Consider the following 17,269-nt stretch of genomic DNA (forward strand, 5'->3'; position numbering starts at 1 on the left):
AGCTTTTCCAGCCCTTGGTTAATGTGGTCTGGGCTGTTGATTTTTCTCCTTGTTGCTGTTATCTGGATTATCCAAGCCATAAGCCGTAGCGGCGATGTTACAAGTACGGGAATGGCAGGCGAAGATATTGTAGCAATAGTAGCCATGATTGTTATTCCGCTGGCTGTTGTATTCGGTACGCTATTTGCGTTTCAAAAAATCACGGGTCTTACCATTATTTCAGGCGTGGAATGGGTCGGAAAAAAAACCTTAGCTATTATTGACTGGTTTGTCTGCCAATTTAAACAGTTGCTAGGCCTGGAAATAAACAAATCCAACCAGCGTGTTACTCCCCGAAATAAGCCGAGAACTAAGCCCAGAAACACACCCCGCAAGCAAGTTGAAATCAATCCCGTTCAACAACATGAGCCGGACACAGAAATACAGCCGAATCTAACAACTGAACCGTTGTTTTCAGACTTTCAGGATGCAAAAGCTGAAAATAATACCGCAATAACTGATTTTTCTTCAGTCGATTCAGTCATTGATACAGCAACTATCGATAGTGGTATCGTTGAGACAACGACACCAACCCCGCTATCAAGAAGCACTGAGAAATTGCAAACTCAAGAGTCAATTCCTACAGAAGATAAACTTCAACCTGCTGATGAAGTAGAGGATTCATTTGCCGATTTAGAAACAGAGCTAAAAACCTTTTTTCCTGATACTGAGAATTGGGGCGCTGAAGATACCCGTGTGCTTGAGGTTGATGATAATGATGAGGCAATTAAGCCACAAGAAACATTAAGCAGACAGAATGTTGATGTACAAGCGGTTAGTGATGAAGCTTTTGCTGATGATATGCAACAAGGGTTGTATGCTGGCAAGCAGGAGATAGAGAGCACTTTAGAACTTGATGCACCGGTTGAAGAGGAAAGTATCGAGATTGAATCAATTGCAAATGTGCAACAACCCAATACGGCTCAGAAAACAAATGCTTTTAGTCCAGATTCTCTGGCAAATGATCCTGACTTTATAGCCAGAGCATTACTTGCGGTTGAAAATGCACAAACAGAATCAGTAAGCCAGGGTGAAGAGGTTGAGCAGATTGATTCAGAGCCCAGCGGAGAAACAGAGCTCGAAGCAACGCCTAGTTTACCCAAAGAGCCTGATTTTATGATTAAAGCGCTCCAGGAAGCTAAAGAAAAAGCAGCGGGAGCCATAACAAACAACGAGACTAAATCAGCTAATTCCAGCCCATCATTATTTGATCAGGCCGAAAAAACGGCAGCGAGCATTATCTCTTCTTTTTCGCAAAGATTTTCTAGGTCATTTAACCCGCAACAACAAGCAGCATACCAGCTACCATCTATAGAATTATTACAGCAGCATGAGCAGTCGGTACATGCTTATACCAGTGAGGAACTGGATATCATGTCGCGTAGTGTTGAGCGCGTCCTTAACGATTATAAAGTCAGCGCAGAAGTGGTCGGTGCATATCCTGGGCCGGTTATTACCCGCTTTGAATTATCGCTGGCTCCCGGGGTTAAAGTCAGCCGTGTAAACGGATTGGCAAAAGATTTAGCGCGAGCCATGCTGGTGACCAGTGTACGTGTGGTTGATATTATCGAAGGGACACCTTATATTGGCCTGGAAATTCCTAACCAGGAACGGGAGCTGGTTTCGTTTCGAGAAATCATTAGTTCGGAGCAGTTCCAGCAAGCAAAGTCTCCTATCACCCTCGCTTTAGGTAAAGATGTTTCAGGCCAGACGGTGGTTGCTGATTTAGCAAAAATGCCGCATTTATTGGTGGCAGGAACCACAGGTTCGGGTAAGTCGGTGGCCATTAATACCATGATTCTGAGTATGCTGTATAAAGCAACGCCGGATCAGGTGCGCATGATTATGGTTGATCCAAAAATGCTGGAGTTGTCTATTTATGAGGGGATTCCGCATTTATTGACGCCAGTAGTGACCGATATGAATGAAGCGCAGAATGCCTTGCGTTGGGCAGTCGCAGAAATGGAGCGACGCTATAAGCTAATGTCAAAGGTAGGTGTGAGAAACCTTGGCGGATTTAACCAGAAAATTACCGATGCAGCAGCACGGGGTGAAACCATCCGTGATCCATTGTTTCAGTTAATCGATCCTTTAGAGGAAGGTGAGACTTTCCCAGTGTTAAGTACTTTACCGAATATTGTTATCGTTATTGATGAGCTGGCCGATATGATGATGATTGTCGGCAAAAAGGTAGAGGAATTAATCGCCCGTTTGGCACAAAAGGCTCGGGCTGCAGGTATTCATTTGATTCTGGCAACACAACGGCCTTCGGTAGACGTACTTACCGGGTTGATTAAAGCGAATGTGCCTACACGTATTTCTTTTCAGGTGTCTTCACGCATAGATTCACGAACCATTCTGGATCAGGGCGGAGCTGAAGCGTTACTGGGTAATGGTGATATGCTGTTTTTACCTTCAGGTACCAGTGTACCTACTCGCTCTCATGGGGCTTTTGTGGATGATCACGAAGTACATGCTGTGGTTGATTATTTAAAATCATTGGGTAAGGCTAATTATCTGCTTGAAATTACTCAGGAAGAACCGGCTGAAAATACATCTGCTGCGGTAAATGCACAAGATGACGTGGATGCATTATATGCTGACGCAGTGAGTTTCGTTCTGGAAACAGGGAGGGCTTCTATTTCGAGTGTACAACGACGCTTTAAGGTAGGGTATAATCGAGCTGCTAGAATGATTGATCAAATGGAAGAAGAGAATATTGTAAGTGAACCTGAGGGCAATGGCTCCAGACGCGTGCTTGATAGAGAATAAGGACCTCAAAGGCAGCGTTGTTGAATTTTAAAATTATTGATAGTTATGTTAAAAGAATATTTACAACTGTGTTGGCTGAGTGGATATCCAGAAGATTTACCCACAGATAGAAAATTTTTATTTATTAATTTAGGTCTTTATTTATTGCTAGGACTGTTTATACAGGCGAATATAAGCGATCCGATTGAAGCTTTTATACAAATATTTATCGAAATATTTATTACCATTCTTTTTATGGCAGTTTTGTTATGGAAGGATGGCTCTACCTATAATTTTGAACGGTTTTTAACAGCGATTCTGGTTTGTGAAAATGTCGTTTATTTTTTCGCTTTACCTTTGGCATTCTGGTTTATTTTTGCTAAAGGCTCAGATACAGTGGGCTATCCCATTTATATCGGCGTAATATTGGTGGTATGGTCAATTATTATTATTACCTATTTGATCAAAGGACTGTTTGATTATAGCTGGAGAACGAGCACACTTCTGTCCTTGGCTTATTTTATTCTGACCTATTTTGGTTCTTTTGGCATATTATTGATGACCGGATTGTAAGTAATTTGAGTGCTGATAATATCTGCCTATCACGGTTAAAGCCTATTTTTCCTAGTTAGTATCTCTAGTCAGTATGGAGGCACGATTATTTTAATATTTTGTGTTAAGGTTTTGCGTAGGATGGGTAGAGCGTCTTTTTGCGACTCGTGAGAGCACGTAGTGAACCCCATCATTTTAAGTGAGATTGATGGGTTTTTCTGCGCACCTAAAAAACACAGATGTTACGTTCTACCCATCCTGAAGTGTTATATTAATTCAATATCTTGCACTATAAATTCGCGCTCAACTGATTTTTCTAGGTTAAATATTAAAACCAGAAAATATTTAATGTATTTTAAGTAAGTGTTTATAAAATAAACAAATATATTGTAAAATACCCAGCTTTATTAATCTTTGCTCCGGATTTACGTTCCGGTTCGCATACAGGTGTTAAATGTCAAATATTGTAGTATCCGCTTTATATAAGTTCGCCACGCTGGAAGATTACACAGCACTTAGAAAACCCTTATTACAACTGATGGAAGCGCATCAGGTAAAGGGGACTTTATTACTTGCCAAAGAGGGCATAAATGGAACCATAGCCGGTGATCGAAAGGGCATTGATTCTGTCATGGCCTGGTTGCGTTCTGACCCTCGTCTTGCAGGACTAGAAAGCAAGGAATCCTATGAGTTGGACATGCCGTTTTATCGTAGCAAGGTTAAACTCAAGAAAGAAATAGTGACAATGGGTGTCGCTAGTATAGACCCGAAGAAGATTGTCGGTACTTATGTGAAACCACAAGACTGGAACGCACTGATTTCTGATCCTGAAGTATTCTTGATTGATACGCGTAACGATTATGAAGTGCAAATAGGTAGCTTTAAGAATGCGATTAATCCGGCAACAGAGACATTCCGTGAGTTTCCTGAATATGTTAAGCAACATATGGATCCGGCAAAGCACAAAAAAGTGGCTATGTATTGTACTGGCGGTATACGTTGTGAAAAATCTACCGCTTATTTAAAAGAGCAAGGCTTTGATGATGTCTATCATCTGCAAGGTGGGGTACTGAAATATCTTGAAGAAGTGCCCGTAGAAAAGTCTCTCTGGGAAGGCGAGTGTTTTGTTTTTGACAACCGGGTTGCGGTAAATCATGATCTAGAAAAAGGTCAATACGACCAGTGTTATGCTTGCCGATACCCTATCACCGAGGATGATAAGCAAAGTGAACACTATGAAAAAGGCGTTAGCTGTCCTCATTGCTATAATAAGGTGAGCGAACAGCAAAGGCAGCGATTTGCAGAACGGGAAAAGCAAGTCCAGTTAGCGAAACAACGTGGCGAAGAACATATCGGTTCACTGGCAAATGATATTTCATCCCAACGACGGGCATTGAAATATCAGGAAAAAGATCAGCAAAGAGAAAAAAGAGAAGCAGCTAAATATCAGGATACCGCGTTATAATCTACAAATAATAGGTAATAATGTTCGCAAGATATTTATTGTTTGAATATTTTCTGGACAGATTTTGTTAAGATATGTGTTAGCAAAAGCTAGACTTTGTTCTAGAACTTTATGCTTGCTTGATGGCTAATAATTACAATACTTTTGAAAGGAAACGACATGCAAACCCTACAACTTGTGCAATCCTATAGACCACTTTTATTAGCCATTTCCTTAGGCTGTTCATCCTGCGTCTTTGCTGCAGATTATAGTCTTGATTCAGTGAGTAATGGCTTGAGCACTGTACAAGATACAGCGGGAACCGCCCAACAAGCAGTAGAAACAGGTAAGCAGATATCTACGCTGGGAGCAGTATCAGCAGCTGTACCATCAACAGGTAGTTTAACCGAAACCTTAGTAAATAAGTTAGGTGTTTCATCAGCTCAGGCATCTGGTGGAGCAGGGGCTATTTTCAAAGCGGCACAAGGACAACTGGATGCTGGCCAATTTTCACAGTTAAGTTCAGCTGTTCCTGAAATGGATAGTTTATTAGGCGCAGCACCCAAAACCTCGGGTTCAACTGCCAGTATGATTAGCGGTGCATCGTCATTGTTAGGCGATAACGCTAGTAGTTATGGTAACCTTGCTGCGCTAGCATCTTCGTTTAGTGCTTTAGATTTGTCACCTGATATGGTCGATAAATTTGTTCCAGTGGTCGTAGATTACGTAAAACAAAGTGGCGGTGATATGACAGGTGATATATTGCAATCTGCTTTATATGGAAATTAGCAAGCAAGTAGTCACCTGAGTTATGCAATGTTGATTGCCATTTTTAAGTAATTACCTATGATATCTTTTCATAATCACAGTTATTCAACTCGTCGGATTTTTACTTCTTTAGTTGTAATAATTAGCGTTATCTTTATCGGCTATTGGCTGGAAAGTCATATTACTCTGATTGAAGCGGGTTTAAAAGAATTAGGACCCTGGGCGAGCATTGGGTTTATTGCCTTGTTTATTTTACTCACGCCATTTTTTTTCTCTGTCGATGTATTATGCGTTATTGCAGGTGCGCTATTTAGCCTGAGTGAAGCGATTGTTTACGTCATGATAGCAACCATGCTGGCTTCTGCTGTTATCTTTTATCTAGGCAGGTTTGCTGCTAGAGAAAAAGCTCAAATGCTGTTACAGCAGCATCCTAAACTTGAAGCGTTTTCTCAATTAGTCGATGATAATGGCTTCAAGGTTATGTTTTTACTGCGCCTATTACCTATTCCATTTGCTTTGCTTAGTTATATTTTTGCGATTAGTAAGACTCGATTTTTACCTTACTGGATAGCAACAAGCGGGTTATTTATCTATAACACTGCTCTGGTTTACTTCGGATATCTTGCTGCCCACTTCTCGGACCAGTTAACGCAAGGTGACAACTACGAAGGGCCACAAAACATATTATTGTTTGGCGGGATTTTTGCGAGTGTTTTAGTGATTTTATTGATTTCTAAAATAGCAAAACATCAGCTTGCACAAATGCATCCTGATGCTGAAATAGCGCTTTAAACTCAGTACCTGTGTAACGCATTGTATTAGCAGTTTTTTTAGAATAAACCGTGTTTATCCTAGAAAAATCAGTTACTCACGTTTTCTAGCACAAGCTCTTGATTCCACCGCACTTGCAAAAAATGTCCGCTTAACCTCTGGGTGAAGCTAAAATTTTTTGAAAGTGTGATATTAAAAATAATAACCACGTCCTGTGGGCGTGGGTAGGTTCTGCCTGACACTGTTAGAGAGTGTTAAGAGTAGCGGTATACATTAGAGCTACCTTTTTAAAATGTCTTAAAGATGGGAGTAAAAGAGCTTTAGCTTTTTCCGCAACAGCAATAGCTGAACCTATTGCACTCCACCCGATTTTTTTAACACCAACTTTATATAAACACCTTTCTAGGGTGTTTATATAAAGTTTAAAAAACTCAATTATTAATTTATTGTTTCTATAAATCAATAAGTTATAATTATCTGGGAATTCCTTCTGTTTACCTGTTCCTATTTATAGTCCAATAAGCATAACTTACTTATAATTAATCTCAACGTATCAGCTTCGTCTAAGAAGTTGATGGGGTTATCATACGACTATAAGCTTGCTATCGGCAAGCTGGTTTTATTCATAAAAAAATGGTTCTCCTGTTTGTTTGGATTAATTTCATAAATGCCATTGGTATTGTGTAATCTATAAGTAGCCATTACTTGTTTTCCTTTGTTGAGATTATAAAAATATAAAATGTTTGCCTGTAATAGTCGAACCGATGAAGGCGAATGATGACCTGCTCAATACTTCATCAGAGAGCAGAAGTTTACTGCTACCAAAAATTCCTGTGAGTGAATCAATCGAGTCTGTCCCTTCGCATTGGTTTAATTCGCAATTCGGGACCTGACCCTAATGCTGCTAATGCTGGAAAGGGGAGCTGAACACTTACAAGTAAAAAGAAATCCTAAGCGAGTAAAAACATGGAAAAATTAAATCAGGACACTGACGGTAGTAGCTTTGATATTGTTCAAGACAATATCGATAAATTAAAAAGTCTATTCCCCGATGTGTTTAGCGAAGGCAAAATAGATTTTGATAAATTACAGCAAGCCTTAGGTGAAACATTAGAAACACAGGACGAACGCTATAATTTTACCTGGCATGGTAAAACCCAAGCCAAGCGTATTGCACAAACTGTTTCTACTGGGACATTACGCCCCTGCAAAGCAGAAAGTAAACACTGGGACAGTACCCAAAACCTGTTTATCGAGGGCGATAATTTAGAAGTCTTAAAGCTACTGCAAAAGTCTTATCATAATCAGGTGAAGATGATTTATATCGATCCACCGTATAACACAGGTAAAGAGTTTATCTACCCCGATAATTATCGTGATAATCTCGATACCTATATGCAGTATACAGGGTAGAAAGATGACGAAGGGCATAAGTTTGGAACTAATGCTGAGTCTTCAGGACGCTATCATACCAACTGGTTAAATATGATGTATCCACGCCTTAAATTGGCGAGGAATTTATTAACAGATGATGGGGTTATATTTATCTCTATTGATGATAATGAAGTAGCGAATTTACGGAAGTTATGTGATGAGATTTTTGGGGAGGAAAACTTTGTTTCTAATATTATTTGGCATAAAAGGTATGCGGCATCTAATGATGCGAAGGGAATACCTGCTATGCATGACCATATTTTGGTGTATCAAAAATCCACTAAATTTAATCGATTACTTCTTCCGAGAACAGACAAACAAGATTCACTTTATAAGTATGACAGTAATGATGGAAAAGGTCGTTGGAGATCAGATAATTTGACAGTTAAAACTGTCTCTGAAGCTTATCTTTATGAAATCACAAATCCTAAGACTGGAGAAAAGTTTCTTCCAACTCAAGGGCGTTGCTGGTTAACAAACAAAACAAAGATGGCTGAATGGATTACAGAAGGCAGAGTGTTTTTTGGTCAAAAAGGTACTGGGGCTCCTCAACTAAAAAGATATTTAAATGAAGTTCAACAAGGTGTAATTCCAAATAGTTACTGGTCTTATGAAGACGTTGGACATACAGATAGTTCAAGAAAAGAACTAAAAAAAATATTTGAAACATCTGCACCATTTGATAATCCTAAGCCAACGGGCTTGTTAAGGCGCATTTTTCAAATTTCCATAGATTCTGATGCTCTTATTTTGGATTTCTTTTCAGGTTCCAGCACTACTGCTCATGCTCTTATGGGGTTTAATGCCCAAGATCAGACATCTTGATTCGCTATCCTGAAAGAAATCCATTAAAACTTAAACTAGGCAATATAATTAAAGGGTTAGGGAATTATTGTCAAATGATTGATATTTTCAGCTAAAGAAATGAAAATGGTACTCATTTAGGTTAAACTAAGCCCTCATATCATACGAGGTATTCAATTAATGCAGCAACTCATGCTCCCAATAATTCCTCAGGGTACGACTATTATAAATGGTCAGGTCAGTGTTGATAACCGAAATGATGAGTGGTTTTATTTCCTCGGCGGTATCCCGATCTATTCTCACCAGGCTGACAATAAGAGATTATTTAGACTTCACACCTCTCAACTCATCAATACCGGTTCCTGTCGTTCAATCGATATTATTACAACCTTTGGTGTCTCTAAAAGTAGTGTTATGCGCTCATTGTAAACACCAGCCCAAAAGCGCAACTATTTGCCGCAGTTTGAAAAAATCAGAAATTCTCCTATCAAAAAAAACAGTATTCAAACTGAATTCCAGAATTTAAGGCGGCTTTCAATTTTGTTACAAAAAGAATCAATAAATGAGCACGATTCGAATTAAAGAACTATAACTGGAAGTGTCGTTGAGATAGGTATGACGCCGCTCCTGATTAGCCGTCGAGTGCGACGCCATACCCCCCAAAAAACCGTGCAGTTGCACGACCCATTTAGTATTACATAATTTGGGATTAAATCCAGCCCTCATCGACCCTTTATGTCGATGCAAACATCCAGTCGTCTTTATCAATGTCTCCGCTGCCATGTCCCCGTGGTTATCTGTCATCGTTGTGATCATGGTCAGCGCTACTGTGCCAATGGTTGTAGCAAACAAGCCAGAATAGCTTCACAAAAACGGGCCTGTAAAAAATATCAAACAACTCGTGCGGGACGTTTAAATAATGCGGCACGGCAACAACGGTTTAGACACCGACAAAAACAAAAAGTAACGCATCACGGTTCCCTTCAAACCCTTTGCCATGATGTACTGTCCAGGCAATTTACACCCCCTAAAAGCCCAAGGGTTTACCCAAAACAGGCAGTCATTATGCGTTGTCATCATTGCGGCGAAGAATGCAGTTATTTTTTACGGCATGATTTTTTACGACATCGAGTCAGTCAGGGCAATTGTCGCTGTTAATGGTGCATTTTTATAGAGGGGAATCATCATAAATAAATGAGGGTAACGCATGGCCATTGATAAATCAGTTGAAGAAAAAATATTACGCTATCATTTTGTTGAAAAATGGCGCACAGGTACCATAGCCACACAACTGGGTATTCATCATTCCGTTGTCGATCGGGTGCTTGCTCAGGCAGGCCTACCCAAGATTGAGAGAACTCGCCGACCCTCGATAATAGATCCTTATCTTCCCTTTATCATTGAAACACTCAATGAATTCCCGACGCTGACAGCCGCAAGACTCTATGAAATGGCAAGGCAACGTGGTTTTACAGGCGGCCCCAGCCAATTTCGTCAACGCATCAGTGAACTTAGACCCAGAAAGCTTCCTGAAGCCTATTTGCGATTGAAAATGCTACCAGGTGAACAGGCCCAGGTGGATTGGGGGCATTTTGGTTCCATTCAAATTGGCCATGCAAATCGCCCATTAATGGCTTTTGTCATGGTACTCAGTTGGTCACGGCAAATATTTTTACAGTTTTACCTCAACCAGCAAATGGAGAATTTTCTACGCGGTCATGTTGCTGCATTCGAGGCCTGGAGAGGGTTACCCAAGGCTCTGCTCTATGACAACCTCAAGTCTGCGGTACTCGAACGCCAAGGGCAAGCCATACGATTTAACCCGACATTATTGGACCTGGCCAGTCATTATCACTTTGAACCCAGAGCCGCAGCCCCTGCAAGGGGGAATGAAAAAGGGCGTGTTGAACGAGCCATTCGTTATATCCGTGATAACTTCTTTGCAGGAAGGCATTTTCAATGTCTTGATGACCTGAATGAACAAGCGAATAACTGGTGCCAAGGTGTCAGTGCAGATAGACGATGCCCTGAAAATACCGACCTCACCGTCAGAGAGGCTTTTTTACAGGAACAGCCCAGTCTAATCGCCTTACCTGATAATCCGTTTAATACGCGTGAACACAAACCCGTCAAAGCACAGAAAACGCCCTATATCCGTTTTGATTTAAATGATTACTCCATTCCTCATCAGCAAGTACAAAAGTATCTAACGGTGAATGCGTGCTTAAAAACAGTCCGCATTATTGACGGTGATGAGCTGATAGCCGAACACCCACGTAGCTTTAGCAAAGGCGAGCAAATTGAAAATGAACAGCATATTACCGCTTTGTGGCTAGCAAAAACCAATGCCAAAGCCCATCGGGGGCAAGACCGGTTAGCAGGGGCCTCATCCCATAGCCAAGACTTTTTACAGCAAGCCATTGATCGTGGACATTTATTAAAATCGACGGTGAATCAACTGAACCAATTGCTGGATGACTACGGTAGCACAGAACTACATATTGCACTGGGTGAAGCCATCAAACAACAATCCGCTTATCCCGCTGCTGTACAGCAAATTCTAGAACAGCGCCGTGAGCACCGCCAACAGCCACCCCCTATTGCCTTGAGTGTGCCTGAAAAAGTAAAACACTACCAGGTTAAAGCCGCCAAACTCAGCGATTACGACAATCTAGGGAAAGAAGAGGCCCGGGAAAGTGAAGAAGACAAAGAAGAAAAAACAGGAGGAGCATGATGAATGAACAAGAAAACACAAACAAACAGTACGCAGACGAACTTAAGCTTCACGGCCTAATAGCCCATTGGCAGGAGATAACAGACGAACAACAAGCCCTGTTATCCCTCTGGTTAACGTGGGAATTGGCAGAGCGAAAACAACGTTCACTGGATAGACGACTAAGTAGTGCCAGACTGGGACGTTTTAAACCCTTAACCGAGTTTGACTGGCAATGGCCCGGTAAAATTGACCAACCCGCCGTACAACGCCTAATGCAACTCGACTTTTTAACCGAAGCCAGCAACATAATCATCCTTGGCAGTAATGGTGTGGGTAAATCGACTATTGCACAAAACCTTGGCTACAAAGCAGTTATGCAAGGACATACCGTGTTATTTACCACTGCCGCTAACATGCTCAATGACCTTGCTGCACAAGATGGAGATAATGCGCTAAGGCGTCGATTAAGTTATTACGCCAAACCCAGATTACTCCTCATTGATGAAGTCGGTTATCTTTGCTACAGCAACCGCCATGCCGACCTACTGTTTGAAATCATCAACCGACGCTATGAAAAAAACGCAACCATCGTCACCACCAATCGACCCTTTAGCGAATGGAATGAGGTATTCCCCAATGCAGCCTGTGTAGTCTCACTGATTGATCGCTTAGTGCATCACAGCGAAGTGCTTGCTATTGAAGGCGAATCCTATCGTATGAAAGAAGCCCAGGAACAAGCCAGTAACCGCCGTAAAGCCAAGATAGAAAATAGAAAAGGAAAAAGCCAATGAAAACACTAAGAATCACCACACACTGGACAACGGAACAAGCCGAAGACATATTTACCTTGCTTGATGACCTAAAAATAGCCATCTGGCAAAGCTATGGCGAAGATATTGTCACAATGAATCGTGAGATCGCATTTAAACAGAAAAAAGAGGCGGAAAATAGAGAAGAGGGTGAGCTCAAGGATGAACCATTCTTTTAATCACTGACACTCAAAAATAACCGTCGGGCTTTAGTGCTTTTTTTGAATTTATTCTGCGGCAAATAGCTGCGCGTTTAGGGCGGCACTAACACTCATTAAGGCAACTACGAGAAAAAGGGGCTGATTCGTTTTTTGAACCTCGCCCGACTCGCAAGGGAGGACCACTCTTTACGCTTGAGGTTTTGCAGCAAGCTCAGGAATATCTGGATCAAGGTATGACGCCTAACGAAGCCGCTAAAGAATTAGGCATCCGGGCAGATACCTTTCGCAAGGCGATCAGTGATGGACGTTTAAAAAAAAGTCTGCCGTATCAATAGACCCCAATGATGGCAGTACCAAATCAGCCCGTGATATTATTGATGCCAGTGCAGCCGAGTCACTCGGTACGGCCTGCACTCGAGTAGAAGAGCGAATCCAGGCGGCTTTGGGTGAGCAGGAAAAGGGAGCCTCAATCGAATTCGAATCCTGTTTAGATGTTCCTAAAGGCGGTGTGTTATGTGCATTGCCCGCGTTACTTAGCAATGGCTTATTAAATGATATTGAGCACCACCTTGGCAAACTGACAGGTTATTATCAAACCTTTCATATCCTATTGCTACTCGCCTTTATGGGACTATGTCGCATCAAAAATACCGAACAACTTCGCGAGCATGCACCGGGTGAATTCGGAAAACTACTTGGCCTGGATCGGGCTCCCGAAGTGCGTTGTTTAAGAACCAAAGGCAGCAGGAACACTCTACATAGATGGTCATGTCCGTGTCTATCATGGACGCTTGACTAAACTTCCCAAACGGCATGTTTCACGCGAAAAACTCTGCTTACGGGGTATCACCGACTACTGGGTTAATGATGGTACGGGGCGTCCCTTCTTTGTCGTTGAAAAAACGGTGGATCCGGGCTTACTAAAAACGCTGGAAGAAGATATCGTCCCCCGATTACTCAAAGACATTCCGAATCAACCGAGTGCACAAGCATTACAGCAAAACAAACAAGCCTGTCGTTTTATCCTGGTGTTTGATAGAGAAGGCTATAGCCCCGCATTCTTTAGAAAGATGTGGAACAAGCATCGTGTCGCTTGCATGACCTATCATAAATTTCCCACCGAAAATTGGCCACTGGACAATTTTTCCGGCCAGGAGATCACCCTACCGAGTGGTGAAAAAGTCATCATGAAACTCGCCGAACGAGGCAGTCTGGTTGGAACCAAAAAACAGGCGATGTGGATGAGAGAAGTGCGCAAGTTGACTGATTCTGGTCACCAAACCAGTATTATTACCACAGCCTATGAACTAGAATTGACGGCTGTTTCTGGGCGAATGTTTAGCCGGTGGTGCCAAGATAACTTTTTTAGATATATGAAGCACCACTATGGGCTAGACATTCTACAGGAGTATGGAATAGAGCCACTATCCGATACCCAAAAGGTGGCCAACCCTGATAGGCGCCAACAGGAAGGACAGCGTAATTCGATACAATCCAAACTCAATTACCGTCTATCTCGATTTGCAGCGATGGAACTTCATCCGGTGATTAAAAAAGATGAAACGGAAGATGTGAAATACAAGAAATGGGAAAGAAAACGAGCAGAATTACTCGAAGAAATAGAGCATTATGAAAATGAACTAAAAACCATCAAGGAAAAACTAAGCCAAACGCCCAAACACATTACCTGGCAAGAGTTGAGAGACGAAGATAAGTTCGAACAGCTTCTGCCAGGGAAAAAGCGGCTGATAGATACTGTCAACATGATCGCTTATCGGGCAGAAACAGCAATGGCCGCTCTGCTAACCTCACCGACAATCGACTTTCCGATGGCAAGGCAACTATTACAAACGCTGTTTGTGACAGAAGCAGATATATTACCCGATGAAGTAAAAAAACAACTTCGGATACGTGTGCATAGTACTTCCCGACCTGCAAGTAATAAAGCAATAGAAAAGTTATTTGAACAACTCAATCAAACGGAACTCAATTATCCAGGAACCGATCTGCGCTTAATTTATGAGCTGACTTCATCCGCAAAAAATTAGGAAATGGTCTCAAATTAGTTTCGTCTGAATCAAGATGTCTGAAGATAGTGGCAGTAGTAAATACATTATGGTTCAACTTCCCGAACCCTGCGGTGAAAAATCAGAAGCTTATAAAGCAGGCTACAATACCATAGCTGATATAGGTAAGGAGCGTATCCGCCGAGCTGGTGAAAAAATCCTACAGGAAAATGCCGATAAAGAAGGCATAGAAAACCTGGATATAGGCTTCAAGGTCTTTAAATTAGATTCCAGCAATATTAAACCTTGGGATGCTGATTTTGATAACCTGGAAGACACCTTGCTGGATCATGTGGAAAATATCAAAGATGAACGCTCAGAAGACGATGTACTGTATGAAATCTTATTAAAATATGGTCTCGATTTAACCGTCCCGATTGAAGAACGAAGCATTAACGGTAAAACCGTTTATGCAATTGGCCTGGGTGCTTTAGTCGTGTGCCTGGCTGATGATATTAGTTTAGATGTGGTAGAGGGTATCGGAAAGCTAAAAGCAGAATTTGAACCTGAAACCATGCGGGTGGTATTTAAAGACAACGGCTTTAAAGATGATGTGGTCAAAACCAATGCGATTCAGAACCTGAAAAAGCAGGGTATTGATGACGTAAAAAGCTTGTAGGGTACGCATTGCGTACCTGATGGCTGGCGCGGTATGCAATGCATACCCTACATATATAAAGTTAAAGTTTATGAGGTAAATAATGACCCATATTAATTCCTTACTCCAACGAGTTGATGCTTTAAAAGCAAAACTGGATCAGCATAGAGACTGGCAAAGAAACGAAATCCTGGAAGCTCTGAATATTGAATATACCTACGATAGTAACCGTATCGAAGGAAATACCTTAACACTGCGCGAAACGGATTTAGTGATTCATAAAGGTTTAACCATTGGCGGTAAGCCAATGAATGAACACCTGGAAGCGATTAATCATTATGAGGCGATCAACTTTATTCGTGACTTGATTAAATCGGATGAACCTTTTAATCAGCATAATCTCTTATCTATTCATGGGCTTATTTTACAAGGTATCGATAGACCCAATGCAGGACGTTTTCGACAAGTACCTGTGATGATAAGTGGTAGTCAACATACCCCGCCTCAGCCGTGGCAGCTTGATAAATTAATGGAAGATTACTTTCTGTTTTATCAACAGAATAGAGAGAGCCTGCACCCTGTTATTCTAGCCGCTGAGCTGCATGAACGCTTAGCCACGATACATCCTTTTATTGATGGTAATGGACGCACAGCACGCTTAGTCATGAACCTGATTTTATTACAATCTGGGTATCCTATTGCTAATATCAGTGGTGAAACCAATGCTCGATTGGCTTACTATAATACTTTAGAAAAATGTAATTTAGAGCACGATAAAACAGAGTTTCATCGTCTTATTATTGCTTATGTTATTGATACACTAGAACGCTTATTAAAACTTGTGGATACGCCTGATGAAATATGAATATGATTTTACGGCTACAAATCTAAGACGGGATACCTGAGAATATAGGCTCAGGAGAAGATTGTTTTTTACCATGAAGGACATGAAGAAAATGAAGGAGTTAGTTTTTTCCTTCATTAGCTCCATGCTCTTCATGGTGACTTGTGTTCCGCGTTAAGTGGATAGCCGATTTTACTCATGCTGAGCAGAGTAAGTTTTATCTGCCCATTGATAGCCTTGAGATAGGCATTCATGCTAAAAAGGTATTACTAAAACAGCACATCAACAGGCTGTTTATGCCTCTAATAATAACACTCAGGAGATTGTTATCATGAATACACAACAGTTAATTAATGACGTTGAAGTATTAGCCCCTGATTTACAAAAACAGGTTGTCGATTTTGTTCATTTTTTACAGAAACAACAACTAAGTACCCAAGCATAATTAATTTAACAAATTTTACGCAGGATTTTTTTTCATTTTCAAGGCGCATAAATAGGCGCATAGCTGGCTACGCAACTCTTTATGCAACGCTGAAAATGAGAAAAAAGACAAGAAAAATGTTAAATTAATTATGCTTGGGTACTTACAAGCTACCGTAAGAAAGAGAACAGTTGGCGAATACAAAGGGAAAATCCATATTGCTGATGATTTTGATGCGCCTTTGGGTGATGAATTTTGGCTTGGTAAGTCATGAAGCTATTAATTGATACACATGTTTTTTTATGGTTGAGAAATGCGCCTGACAAAATCCCAGTTGATATTATCCAGGCTTACCAGGATATTAATAATGAGGTGTTTTTAAGTCTTGCAAGTGTTTGGGAAATGCAGATTAAGCATCAGTTGTAGGGTACGCATCGCGTACCTTTTTATCAACATGAAGGTATGCGTTGCGTACCCTACCCTACGAGGTGTTTATGTCAGATTACCGTCGGAATTATGTGCAAGGCGGGGCGTACTTTTTTACTGTGGTAACGGAAAAACGTATCAATATTTTAAATAATGATAAGGCTAGAGAGTGTTTGCGTTCTGCTTTTCAACATTGTATGAAAGAGTATCCATTTAAAATTGATGCAATGGTGATGCTGCCTAATCATATCCACGCGATATGGACATTGCCTGATGATGATTTTGATTATTCAAAACGCTGGGGAATCATTAAAAAACAGTTTACCCAATTATGGTTAGCTCAAGGTGGCTTTGAAATAGGTATTTCCAAGTCAAAACAGCGTTATCGTCGGCGTGGAGTGTGGCAACGCCGTTTTTGGGAACATACATTGCGAAATCAGGATGATTATAATCGGCATTTTGATTATTTACATTACAACCCAATTAAACATGGGGTGGTGAAACATTTATCAGAATACCCTTATTCCAGTTTTCACCGTTGTGTTGAGCAGGGTATTTATCAAGAAAACTGGGGATCAAAATATGAAGCTTATTTTGATTTTAATGAATGAGATAATCTTGAGTAGGGTATGCATTGCATACCTTATGGAGTTAAATGGTAC

16 protein-coding genes and 2 pseudogenes are annotated in these 17,269 nt (G+C 41.0%); all 18 read left to right on the plus strand.

What is annotated here, in order from left to right; all coding sequences use genetic code 11:
- Positions 1–21 precede the first annotated feature (21 nt).
- The 18 genes and pseudogenes from ACQY3F_RS00345 (at position 22) to ACQY3F_RS00430 (ending at position 17,218) form a co-directional block, all read left to right on the plus strand.
- On the plus strand, positions 22–2,811 hold the full coding sequence (locus ACQY3F_RS00345; RefSeq protein ID WP_428352956.1) for a DNA translocase FtsK: 2,790 nt from the start codon (positions 22–24) through the stop codon (positions 2,809–2,811).
- 45 nt (positions 2,812–2,856) lie between these two features.
- The gene (locus ACQY3F_RS00350; protein WP_428352957.1) at positions 2,857–3,363 is read left to right on the plus strand and encodes a hypothetical protein; all 507 of its coding nucleotides are present in this window, start codon (positions 2,857–2,859) and stop codon (positions 3,361–3,363) included.
- A 433-nt stretch (positions 3,364–3,796) separates the two neighbouring features.
- Positions 3,797–4,807 (plus strand): rhodanese-related sulfurtransferase, encoded by a 1,011-nt coding sequence (locus ACQY3F_RS00355; protein ID WP_428352958.1) that lies wholly within the window; start codon positions 3,797–3,799, stop codon positions 4,805–4,807.
- A gap of 159 nt (positions 4,808–4,966) precedes the next feature.
- Complete coding sequence (locus tag ACQY3F_RS00360) at positions 4,967–5,575, plus strand: DUF2780 domain-containing protein (protein WP_428352959.1); 609 nt, start codon at positions 4,967–4,969, stop codon at positions 5,573–5,575.
- Between the two features lie 57 nt (positions 5,576–5,632).
- Positions 5,633–6,346 (plus strand): TVP38/TMEM64 family protein, encoded by a 714-nt coding sequence (locus ACQY3F_RS00365; protein ID WP_428352960.1) that lies wholly within the window; start codon positions 5,633–5,635, stop codon positions 6,344–6,346.
- 945 nt (positions 6,347–7,291) lie between these two features.
- Positions 7,292–7,738 (plus strand): hypothetical protein, encoded by a 447-nt coding sequence (locus ACQY3F_RS00370; protein ID WP_428352961.1) that lies wholly within the window; start codon positions 7,292–7,294, stop codon positions 7,736–7,738.
- A gap of 60 nt (positions 7,739–7,798) precedes the next feature.
- Positions 7,799–8,584, plus strand: a pseudogene (locus ACQY3F_RS00375) (site-specific DNA-methyltransferase); the annotation flags it as partial.
- A gap of 159 nt (positions 8,585–8,743) precedes the next feature.
- Positions 8,744–8,992, plus strand: coding sequence for a hypothetical protein (locus ACQY3F_RS00380; protein WP_428352962.1), 249 nt, complete (start codon positions 8,744–8,746; stop codon positions 8,990–8,992).
- A gap of 312 nt (positions 8,993–9,304) precedes the next feature.
- The gene (locus ACQY3F_RS00385; protein ID WP_428352963.1) at positions 9,305–9,721 is read left to right on the plus strand and encodes a hypothetical protein; all 417 of its coding nucleotides are present in this window, start codon (positions 9,305–9,307) and stop codon (positions 9,719–9,721) included.
- A gap of 49 nt (positions 9,722–9,770) precedes the next feature.
- Complete coding sequence (istA, locus tag ACQY3F_RS00390; RefSeq protein WP_428352964.1) at positions 9,771–11,297, plus strand: IS21 family transposase; 1,527 nt, start codon at positions 9,771–9,773, stop codon at positions 11,295–11,297.
- The gene (istB, locus tag ACQY3F_RS00395; RefSeq protein WP_428352965.1) at positions 11,294–12,070 is read left to right on the plus strand and encodes an IS21-like element helper ATPase IstB; all 777 of its coding nucleotides are present in this window, start codon (positions 11,294–11,296) and stop codon (positions 12,068–12,070) included. Before istA ends, istB begins: the two co-directional genes overlap by 4 nt.
- Positions 12,067–12,267: a hypothetical protein gene (locus ACQY3F_RS00400; RefSeq protein ID WP_428352966.1), complete on the plus strand. Its 201-nt coding sequence runs from the start codon at positions 12,067–12,069 to the stop codon at positions 12,265–12,267. Before istB ends, ACQY3F_RS00400 begins: the two co-directional genes overlap by 4 nt.
- A 182-nt stretch (positions 12,268–12,449) precedes the next feature.
- Positions 12,450–12,584 carry a hypothetical protein gene (locus ACQY3F_RS00405; protein ID WP_428352967.1) on the plus strand — a complete coding sequence of 45 codons (135 nt, stop codon included), beginning with the start codon at positions 12,450–12,452 and terminating at the stop codon, positions 12,582–12,584.
- Between the two features lie 107 nt (positions 12,585–12,691).
- Positions 12,692–14,297: pseudogene (locus tag ACQY3F_RS00410) on the plus strand (putative transposase).
- A gap of 34 nt (positions 14,298–14,331) precedes the next feature.
- Positions 14,332–14,934, plus strand: coding sequence for a hypothetical protein (locus ACQY3F_RS00415; protein WP_428352968.1), 603 nt, complete (start codon positions 14,332–14,334; stop codon positions 14,932–14,934).
- Between the two features lie 82 nt (positions 14,935–15,016).
- On the plus strand, positions 15,017–15,778 hold the full coding sequence (locus tag ACQY3F_RS00420; protein ID WP_428352969.1) for a Fic family protein: 762 nt from the start codon (positions 15,017–15,019) through the stop codon (positions 15,776–15,778).
- A 673-nt stretch (positions 15,779–16,451) separates the two neighbouring features.
- Positions 16,452–16,607: a type II toxin-antitoxin system VapC family toxin gene (locus tag ACQY3F_RS00425; protein ID WP_428352970.1), complete on the plus strand. Its 156-nt coding sequence runs from the start codon at positions 16,452–16,454 to the stop codon at positions 16,605–16,607.
- A 68-nt stretch (positions 16,608–16,675) separates the two neighbouring features.
- A complete protein-coding gene (locus ACQY3F_RS00430; protein WP_428357574.1) occupies positions 16,676–17,218 on the plus strand; it encodes an REP-associated tyrosine transposase in 543 nt (180 codons plus the stop codon).
- Positions 17,219–17,269 lie beyond the last annotated feature (51 nt).

It is taken from the genome of Methyloprofundus sp. (assembly GCF_965251085.1).
In the GTDB taxonomy this organism is placed as follows: Bacteria; Pseudomonadota; Gammaproteobacteria; order Methylococcales; family Methylomonadaceae; genus Methyloprofundus.